Below are 9,154 nucleotides of genomic sequence, written 5' to 3'. Positions count from 1 at the left end.
ATGCGCTCCCAACGCCCCCCGACGCCCTCTCCCCGCCACGGTCCCCGCGCACCGACAGCCGGATGGACACGTTGCAGCCGCTCTCGTTGTGCACTCGGGCGTTCGCCAGCGCGTTCTCGACGGCGCGCGTCAGCAGGCGCTCGTCGCCCAGCACCACGGCCTCGGCCGCGTCCGCGTCCACCTCCAGCGCCAGCGGGTGTGCCTCGTCCATCCCGTCGTTCACGTGCGCGGCCACCACGGTGCGCAGCAGCTTCGCCACGTGGATGCGCCCCAGGTCGAGCGGCTGCATGTCGTAGTCGAGCCGCGAGGCTGTGTTCAGGTCGGTCACGAGGTCGGCTATGCGCAGGCCCTGCGTGCGGATGACGGCGGCCTGTGCGCGCACCTCCTCGGGCGCCCGCCCGTCGGACGCCACGGCGTCGGCGTACCCCAGGATCATGGAGAGCGGCGTGCGGATGTCGTGCGACACGCCGCGGATCCAGTTCGCCCGCGCCGCGTCCTTCTGCTCGATGAGGGCGGAGGCTTCCGTGATTCGCTCGCCCACATCGTGCAGGTCGCCCCTGAGGCGCAGCGTGGACGGGCGGCCCTCCGACAGGCCGTCCAGCGCGTCCAAGATCGGCGCCACGGCACGCTGCGTGCGCCGGCGCGACACCAGGTACACCGTGAAGAAGATGGCCAGGTCGACGGTGAAGAGCAGCAGCACGTACAGCGGCAGGTTGCGGATGGCGGAGACGGGGTACGTCATGCCCATGTGCCAGTACGTGCCCTTCGGGAACCCCACCACCAGCAGGCCGTCGTCGCGGTTCCAGAAGAAGGCGGGGTAGTCGGCCACACTGCCGTAGTGCGCAGCCATGGCCGCGTCGGCCGGCGAGAGCGTGCGCGGCACGTCGCTGGGCGCGTCGCGCTCCCACGCTATCGCGCCCGCACCGTCCACGAGCAGTGCCCACGCCCCCTGCTCACCCAGCGCCTCGGCGCCGTCCGGCGCAAGCGACCAGGAGCCGTCCTCCTGTCGCGCGAGCGCCGCGTCCACGACGCGCACGGTGGTGGCGGGCGTGCCGTCGTTGAAGTTCCTCTCCGACTCGTTGAAGGCGATGAGCAGGTACAGGAAGAAGTCCACGACCACCACCGCGAAAGCCAGCAGCAAGAACGCCAACAACTGCTTGGTGAAGAAGCGCGGGAAGCTGGTCTTCGCCGCGCGGCCAGCGCGGCCGCGGCGCCGTCCCATGGGTTCAGCGCCCCGCCAGCTTGTAGCCCAGGCCCTTTATGGTCACAAGCGACACAGGCTTGGACGGATTGGCCTCTATCTTCTCGCGCAGGCGGCGGATGTGCGCCATGAGCGAGTTCTCGTAGCCGAACGACGTGCCCCAGCACGCCTCGCACAGCGCGTCGATGGTCACGATGCGCCCGGCGTTGCGCGCCAGCACGCTCAGTATCTCGTGCTCCTTGGCGGTGAGCAGCACCGTGCTCCCGTCGGCGCGCTCCACCTCGGCCGTGGCGAAGTTCACGCGGCATGCGTCCAGCTCCAGCAGCGGGCTCTCCTGCGCGTAGCAGCGCCTGAGCACCGCGGCGATGCGCAGCACGAGTTCCTGGGGCAGAAACGGCTTGGCGATGTAGTCGTCCGCACCCAGGGCGAGACCGTTCACGCGGTCGAAGGGCTCGTCCTTGGCCGTGAGGAACAGCGCGGGGACGGAGGCGCAGGCGGGGCGCTCGCGGATGCGCGCGAGCAGGTCGAACCCGTCCATGCCGGACATCATGACGTCCAGTACGAACAGCTGGTAAGCGTCCTCGGGCGAGGCGGCGCGCGCGTCGATGGCCGCGAGCGCCTCCGCGCCGCTCCCCACCCGGTCCACGGCCGAGAACCCCGCGCCGTGCAGGATGGCCGCCACCATGCCGGCCAGCTCCGCCTCGTCGTCCACAAGTAAAATGCGCTTGTCGCGCACGTGCCGCTCCACCATGCCGTACCCGTCCACCGCCACGGCCGCCCCTTTCTCTTCGCTCACCATTAAAGCACAAACGCCCCGGCATGCGGCCGACCTTGCGCGATCGTAAGGTCGGCGCAAGGTCGGGTAAGGAAAATGCAAGGAGCAGGGCGGGAAGGCGTAAGGCCGCCCCTTTAAGCTTGGGAGGAGGCATAACCGAGAGCGGCCCGACCGGCGCCGGCGCTGCGGCGCGCGGCCCCGGTTGGGCCCGGAAGAGCGAGGAGAGAAACCATGTCAGCAGGAAAGCACGGCGAGCAGGCCGTCCGCCCCGACACCGTGGTGGAGGTGCGCGCCCTCGGCAAGCGTTACGGCATCGAGGGCCGCAAGCGCGACGCGAGCGTGACGCAGGCGCTCGACCGCGTGAGTTTCGCGGTGGCGCGCGGCGAGTTCACCGGCATCATGGGTCCGAGTGGGTCGGGCAAATCGACGCTGCTCAACTGCCTGGCAACCATCGACGTGCCCTCGAGCGGCAGCATCCACGTCGGCGGGCGCGACGTGACGAAGCTTGCGGGCAAGGAGCTGGCGAAGTTCCGCCGCGAGGATCTGGGGTTCATCTTCCAGGATTCGAACCTGCTCGACACGCTCACGGCGTACGAGAACATCGCGCTGGCGCTGACCATTCAGAACGTTCCCGCGCGCGAGATCGATCCGCGCGTGCAGGAGGCGGCGCGTGCGCTCGGCATCGTGGACGTGCTGCAGAAGTACCCCTATCAAATGTCCGGCGGCCAGAAGCAGCGCGTGGCCGCGGCGCGCGCCACGGTGACCCACCCGCACCTCGTGCTGGCCGACGAGCCCACGGGCGCTCTCGACTCGCGGTCGGCGCGCCAGCTGCTCGAATCGCTCGCGTACCTCAACGAGCGCGGGTCCACCATCCTCATGGTCACGCACGACTCGTTCTCGGCCAGCTACTGTAACCGCATCATCTTCATCAAGGACGGTGGCCTGTTCGGCGAGCTGCGCCGCAACGGCTCCGAACGCGCGGCGTTCTACCGAAAGATCGTGGACGTGGTGTCCAGCATGGGTGGCGCGGGCGAGGACGAGGCCGCCTCGAACGAGGTGACGCGCCATGCTTGCTAGGCTCGCGCTCGGCAACGTGCGCAAGTCCCTCGCGGACTTCGGCATCTACTTCCTCACGGTCATGCTGGGGGTGGCCGTGTTCTACGCGTTCAACTCCATGACGGCCCAGCAGGGCGTGCTCGCGTTCTCCGAGACGCAGGATAAGATGTTCGAGCTGCTGGGCATGGTCATCGGTGGCGTGTCGGTGTTCATCGCGTTCGTGCTCGTGTTTCTCGTGGTGTACGCGAACAGCTTCCTTGTCAAGCGGCGCAAGCGCGAGTTCGGGGTGTACCTCACTTTGGGCATGAGCACGGGCGACGTGGTGAAGATCGTGGCGCTCGAGTCGCTCATCGTGGGCGCCGCGTCGCTTGCGGTGGGCCTTGTCGTGGGCATCGGGCTGTCGCAGCTGCTGCTGCAGCTCACGAGCGCGCTGTTCCAGGCCGACGTGGCCGAGGCCGGCGGGTTCGCGTTCGTGTTCTCGGCCGACGCGCTTGTGAAGACCGCCATCGTGTTCGCGGCCATCTTCCTGGTCGCCGCGCTGCTGAACGCGCGCACGGTGGCGCGGGCGAAGCTCATCGACCTTTTGCATGCGCAGAGCAAGAACGAGGAGATGAGGCTGACCAGCCTGCCGCTGTCGCTCGTCCTGTTCGCGGCGTCGCTCGTGGCTATCGGCGTGTCGTACAAGCTGCTCATCGACAACGGGCTGATGGAGCCCTCGCCCGAATTCGCGGCGGCCACGCTGCTCGTGTGCCTGGGCACGGTGCTGTTCTTCTACGCGCTGTCGGGCTTTCTGCTGAAGCTCGTGCAGCTCGTCCGTCCGCTGTACTTGCGGGGGCTCAACATGTTCACGTTGCGGCAGCTGAACGCCAAGGTGAACACCACCTTCGCGTCGCTGTCGGTGGTGTGCCTCGTGCTGTTTTTGGCCATCACCAGCGTGTGCGGCGGCATCGGCATTCGCAACGCCATCGACGGCTCGCTGGACCGGAGCACCGACTACAGTGCCAGCGTGTCCACCTCGTTCGGCTCGTACAACGCCGAGGCGGGCTATCAGCCTGCCGAGCTGGGCGATTTCGGGGCCTTCGCCGAGCGGCAAGGCTACGATATGGCGGCCGGGCTGCGCGCGAGTGTGACGACGGTGGGCGCGGGCGACTTCGATGCGGTCGCGTCCGCCATGGCGCAGGTCGATCTCTTGGTCGACCCTGCCGACGACCTCGTGTTGGACGACGTGGAGCGCGCGAGCGGTCTTGTGCTGGCCGACTACGCGGGCGCGTCCATCAACAGCGGCTACGGCGCGTACCCCGTGTACGTGGCGAAGCTGTCGCAGGTGAACGCGACGCTCGAGCTGGCGGGACGGCCGGGGCTCGAATTGGGCGCGGGGGAGTGCGCCGTTTTCAGCGACTCCGACATCACGAGCGGGTTCTACCGCGACGTGGTGGAACGCGGCACCGAGCTGTCCGTGGGAGGGCACGACCTGCGCGTGGCCCAATTCCGGGACGATTGCCTGCAGACCACGCCGTTTCCCATGAACACGGGCACGCTCGTGGTGCCCGACGAGGCCGTGTCGGCCGGCTCGATGATCCTCCAATCCATCCTCAACGTGCAGTGCGGAAGCGACGAGGACGAGGCCGCGTTCGGCGAGATGATGGACGCCGTGTCGGATACCGACAACCCCGACACCTGGCCGGTAACGCTGTCCATGACGCGCGCCGATGTCTTCGACCAGAGCATCAGCCTCTCAACCATCGTGGCGTACCTGGCCATCTACCTCGGTTTTGTGCTGGTCATCGCCTGCGCGGCCATCCTGGCCATCCAGCAGCTGTCCGACGCGTCCGACAACGCGCAGCGCTACGGGCTGCTGCGCAAGCTGGGCGCTCCCGAGCGCATGATCGACGGGGCGCTGTTCGCCCAGGTGCTCGTGTACTTCCTGTTCCCGCTGCTGCTGGCGGTGGCGCATTCCGCGTGCGCGCTCGTGGTGGTCACCGACGTCGTGGCCGTGTTCGGGCACCTCGACATCACCTCGATGGCGCTCGCCTGCGCCGGAGCGTTCCTCGCGGTGTACGGCGTGTACTTCGCCGTGACGTACTTCGGCGCCCGCAAGCTCGCACGCGGGTAGGGGGCATGAGGAAGGGCCCGCAGGTTCGACCTGCGGGCCCCGTCATGGTGGCGATTTCGGGCTTGTTGTTGAGTCCGGATGGTCCATGAAAAGATGTTTCGGGCTCGTAGCGAGTCACGATGAAAAGGGTATTCTCTGGATCAAAACCCAGGATCATGGGATTAAGAGTGGCGCGATTAAGTCAGCCTGCCCTTCCAAGGCTGTTTTTTTCGAGTATGGGCTTTGGTGGGACAAGACGGGCTCTTTTTGGATGTGGGTATGCGTGGGCGGCGTCCCACGCATACTGGTTTTGAGCATTACGCTTGATTGATGGCTGCACTTGGAGCAAAGAATGGTCGATACGACATGAGGAAAACGTCGGTCGAAGCAATCGAGGTCATTGCTCAGCAGCGAACAGGTAAAGGATAGGATGAAGCGTTTGAGGCTGCTAGCCAAAAAGCTCGGCGGCCGTCTCTCTGCCCAGTTCTCCATCGATCGCAAGCTTGTTGGAATATTGGAACGATCTGATTCCAGACGTGGTGTCGACGCCTATTTCGCCGTCGCAGCCGCAAGGCCCCACATCGTAGTTCCGGCATACGAGCATCATTTGGGATAGCTTTGCTAGGTTGCCTCGCGATCCGTTGTGTAGCACCTTCGAGCCCCAGGCAGCTTTGGAATTAGGACCGAACATTCCGTCGGCGATCGTTCCGATACTACGCTGTACTTGCGTGACGATTGATGCTCTGGTCTTCGGACCGAATATCCCGTCAGCGGCGAGGCTTGCACCATACGTTTTATTGAGATACATCTGCACTTCGACCGTCGTGTCCGGCGTCATATCAGCTTGTTTTTCTTCCGTCTGAGACGTGCTGATGCCGTCATAGGCAGGCCGACCGAAACCCATGATGTACCAGGAAGAGCCGATGGTGCCGTAAGGGCGTGTTCGACGCATGACCTGCCCGCCGTTGGCATCGTCGTCGACGGCCGTGTTGCCTTCGATAGTGGTTACGCTCGACGATCCGTTCCGTGTCTCGACGATGCCAACGTGACACGCGGTTTTTTTGTTGGCGAAAAATACGATGTCGCCTGGTTGGGGTTTGTCTTCTCGGTTAATCCAGCGATCGGCCTTTTTGAAGAAGTCTGCATGATAAGGACAATAGGCGAATTTGCCGACAGCATTCTGCGCCCCAGCTTGGTAGGCGCACCATGAAACAAACATGTCGCACCAGGGCTGGCCGTTCATCCCATACCATTCGGCATATTTGACTTTATTGCTATTGGCCGGGTTCTCTTTAACGCCGATCTGAGAAGCAGCGATGCTCAGCAAGTCACGCGCAGTCGTCATCGTCAATTGCCTCCGGGGTTTGGTCGAACGGCTCCTCGTTTTCGACCCCCGTACAGTATTCCTCTCCCATGTGCTCTGATGCCTTAATGCTGTCCAGGTACCTCTGCGCCTCTTGGGCCGCTTTGGTCATGTTGTTGTTGCTCCACCAGCTCCAGACATAGCAGACGGTCGCTAGCAGTGCCGCGCAGCCCGTGTAAAGCGCGTCAGCATCCAACGCAAGTCCGAATCCAGCCGCCAAAGCAGCGGCCATCGTGCATGCGATGCGCGTCACGGCAATGACCCGCTCGGTGTTCCAACCGTTGTTCATGATTTGCCTCTTTCAAGTTCATCCAGTCTTTCCGAATGCCTGTCGAGCCTGTCATGCGCTTTCTTGCAATTGCTCTCCAGAACCGCCACTCGCGACGTGACTTCGTGCAAGCTTCTGTCAACCGCTCGAACGTCGGACTTGATTTCGCTCACGTCGTTTCTCGTCTCTCTCACGTTGGCGTCGATGCGCACGATGCGTTCGCGCTCGTCGCCTGATTCCTTGCGGCGGCTCGACAGGATTGCATAAAGCACGCCCGCGAAACTGCCGACTCCGAAGACGAGATAGCATAGGTCGCGCAACGCCCACGTCGCGTCCAAACCCACTTCACCACCTCCCTGCCATCAGACCTCATGATGCAGCCGCTGTCACCTGTTTGATGCATGCGCAAGATCGCAAAATCCCACGTGCATGTACACTCGTATCGAGTGCAAACATGCGTGGGATTTTTCACCATCGAAAGGGGCTGTCCATGGACATCGCAACCATCTACACCGAGCACTACCTCCCGGAGAAGGAAACACGGAGGGCGCCTTCCACAGTGGCAGGATACGACAGCTCCGTGCGCCTCCACGTACTGCCCCGCTGGGGCTCGCTCGAGATCGAGGAGATAGACCCAGACGATGTGCAGACGTGGATCGACGGGTTCGAGAGGCCGGGTGCCGCTGAGAAGGCCTACAAGTGCCTACGTCAGATCGTCCGGTGGTGGATTCGCAAGCAGCGTCTGCGCATCGCAGACCCCACCGTCTACGCCGAGCTGCCTGCCAAGGAGCCCTACCGCCCCGAGACCCTCGACGCGCGCGAGGTGGCCGAGATGCTGCGCGGGATGTGGGGTCATCCGATGGAGGCCGTGGCGATCTGCGCCGTGACGCTGGGGCTGCGCCGCGGTGAGGTCTGCGCACTCGAGTGGAGCGACGTGAACCTCAAGACCGGCGAGGTGCGCGTCAGCAAGTCGCGCCAGACGGTGCGCGGCGAGACGATGACCGTGCGCACGAAGACCGACAAGTCCAACCGCGCCTGCTACCTGCCCCGGTTCGCGGTTCGAAGGCTGAGGCAGCTCAAAGGCAGCGGGCTGATTACGGGGGAGGCTTCGCCTGACAAGGTAGCCCGGTCGATCGCGTCTTGGTGCAAGAGGCGCGGCCTGCCGCACGTTTCCATGACCAACATGCGCCACACGTGGGCGACGCTGGCCGTGGAGGCGGGTGTCGGCATCGAGACGGTGGCCATGATGCTCGGGCACACCGACATATCCACAGCCTACGAGCACTACATCGTGCCGCGCAAGTCGATCTGCCAGGAGGCTCAGGCCGCCGTCGAGCGCTATATGTTCGCCCATGCCCCGAGGTCGAGGAGCGTTCAGGGAGCTGCGTAGGCATTCCGTATCCCGTTGCGAGTTGATCGCCTCTTTGCCACAGCATATCGATTCATTGGTCACGGCGAACGTACCCGATCTATCGCGATACGCGTGGTTATACGTGGTTGGCATTGGCGATGAGAGGCCATTTATTATCGTGCCATACGAAGTGCTGGCAACGTCAAAAAAACGTCTATATTCAACGGTGCCAGGAGGCGATGCCGTCAACTTCCAAATGGTTATAAGCTACAATTCTGACATATCCATCTCTTATCGCACGAATAAGGGAGTAAAGGGTGCAGAAGTTTACGGTGTAGGAATAAGATAGCATTCCGTATCCCTAGAAATAAGCAAGGTGGCTTCGGTCTCCCGCGGATATATATCGGTGGCAACGGCGACGCTGCAACCGCAGGCGACGAAGAACTGGGACGTATCCTTCGGTCGTGTGTATTCTGTCCCTCCAATCGTGTTGGTTACGTCGTCGTCATCGCGTATGGCGGTCGAGGCCAAGGACGTGACTACCAGAGGGTGCTCAATCGGTGTACGCAATGTGAGCAACGGCCAAAACGGCGCGCCATCGACTGTTGCATGGATCGCGTTGCCCTTGTAGGCATTCCGTATCCCCAGATATTCGAGGCCTCCGGTTCAAGGCTATAAAAAACATCAAGAGGTCGGTCGCTGCGGGAACGTCCTACGTAGCCTTCGCAGACATAGACGGTTTCGCCGACGTGCCTGCAGGCGGCATCGTCATGGCCGTGCCGATCGTATCCGCGTCATGGTCGGATACTGATCGCGTTCGCGCATGGTGGAACACATACGGCGGCAGCAACAGGCTGGCAATCTACAGCCCGAACGCGCAGGATGTATTCTTCAATTTGGTCGTCTTTTGGAGCGCATAGCATTCCGTATCCCCGCTGCTTTGTCGAAGGTCGCTAACGTCCGAAACCAAGGTGGTCATGGGCAGTAGCTATTCGACGTTCACGGCAGACGCACATCTTGAAGGGTACACGCCGATTGCTATAACTCG

Annotated in this window: 8 protein-coding genes; 3 read left to right on the top strand and 5 right to left on the bottom strand. The window is 63.4% G+C overall.

Annotated elements, in window-relative coordinates:
• On the bottom strand, positions 1-1,222 hold a 1,222-nt coding region (locus C2L71_RS11685), incomplete at its 3' end, for a sensor histidine kinase (RefSeq protein ID WP_103265938.1).
• 4 nt (positions 1,223-1,226) lie between these two features.
• Entirely contained in the window at positions 1,227-1,973 is a 747-nt protein-coding gene (locus C2L71_RS11680) for a response regulator transcription factor (protein ID WP_338065901.1), read from the bottom strand.
• 234 nt (positions 1,974-2,207) lie between these two features.
• Here C2L71_RS11680 and C2L71_RS11675 point away from each other — a divergent pair, with 234 nt between their 5' ends.
• Both C2L71_RS11675 and C2L71_RS11670 read left to right on the top strand, forming a co-directional pair.
• The gene (locus C2L71_RS11675; RefSeq protein WP_103265936.1) at positions 2,208-3,053 is read left to right on the top strand and encodes an ABC transporter ATP-binding protein; all 846 of its coding nucleotides are present in this window, start codon (positions 2,208-2,210) and stop codon (positions 3,051-3,053) included.
• Positions 3,043-5,145: an ABC transporter permease gene (locus C2L71_RS11670; RefSeq protein WP_103265935.1), complete on the top strand. Its 2,103-nt coding sequence runs from the start codon at positions 3,043-3,045 to the stop codon at positions 5,143-5,145. The genes C2L71_RS11675 and C2L71_RS11670 overlap by 11 nt, the downstream gene beginning before the upstream one ends.
• Positions 5,146-5,572: 427 nt before the next feature.
• Here C2L71_RS11670 and C2L71_RS11665 read toward each other — a convergent pair whose 3' ends face one another.
• From C2L71_RS11665 to C2L71_RS11655, 3 genes are read right to left on the bottom strand one after another with little or no spacing between them, the layout of a single operon-like run.
• Positions 5,573-6,469: a peptidoglycan-binding protein gene (locus C2L71_RS11665; RefSeq protein WP_103265934.1), complete on the bottom strand. Its 897-nt coding sequence runs from the start codon at positions 6,467-6,469 to the stop codon at positions 5,573-5,575.
• A complete protein-coding gene (locus C2L71_RS11660; RefSeq protein ID WP_103265933.1) occupies positions 6,453-6,776 on the bottom strand; it encodes a phage holin in 324 nt (107 codons plus the stop codon). Before C2L71_RS11660 ends, C2L71_RS11665 begins: the two co-directional genes overlap by 17 nt.
• Positions 6,773-7,099 (bottom strand): hypothetical protein, encoded by a 327-nt coding sequence (locus C2L71_RS11655; RefSeq protein ID WP_103265932.1) that lies wholly within the window; start codon positions 7,097-7,099, stop codon positions 6,773-6,775. The genes C2L71_RS11660 and C2L71_RS11655 overlap by 4 nt, the downstream gene beginning before the upstream one ends.
• Positions 7,100-7,245: 146 nt before the next feature.
• On the opposite strand from C2L71_RS11655, the gene C2L71_RS11650 reads away from it, so the two are divergent.
• The gene (locus tag C2L71_RS11650) at positions 7,246-8,145 is read left to right on the top strand and encodes a tyrosine-type recombinase/integrase (protein WP_170042507.1); all 900 of its coding nucleotides are present in this window, start codon (positions 7,246-7,248) and stop codon (positions 8,143-8,145) included.
• Positions 8,146-9,154 lie beyond the last annotated feature (1,009 nt).

Origin of the sequence: Enteroscipio rubneri (assembly GCF_002899715.1) — a bacterium.
Classification (GTDB): Bacteria; Actinomycetota; Coriobacteriia; order Coriobacteriales; family Eggerthellaceae; genus Enteroscipio; species Enteroscipio rubneri.
This window is presented reverse-complemented; position numbering and strand designations above follow the sequence as displayed.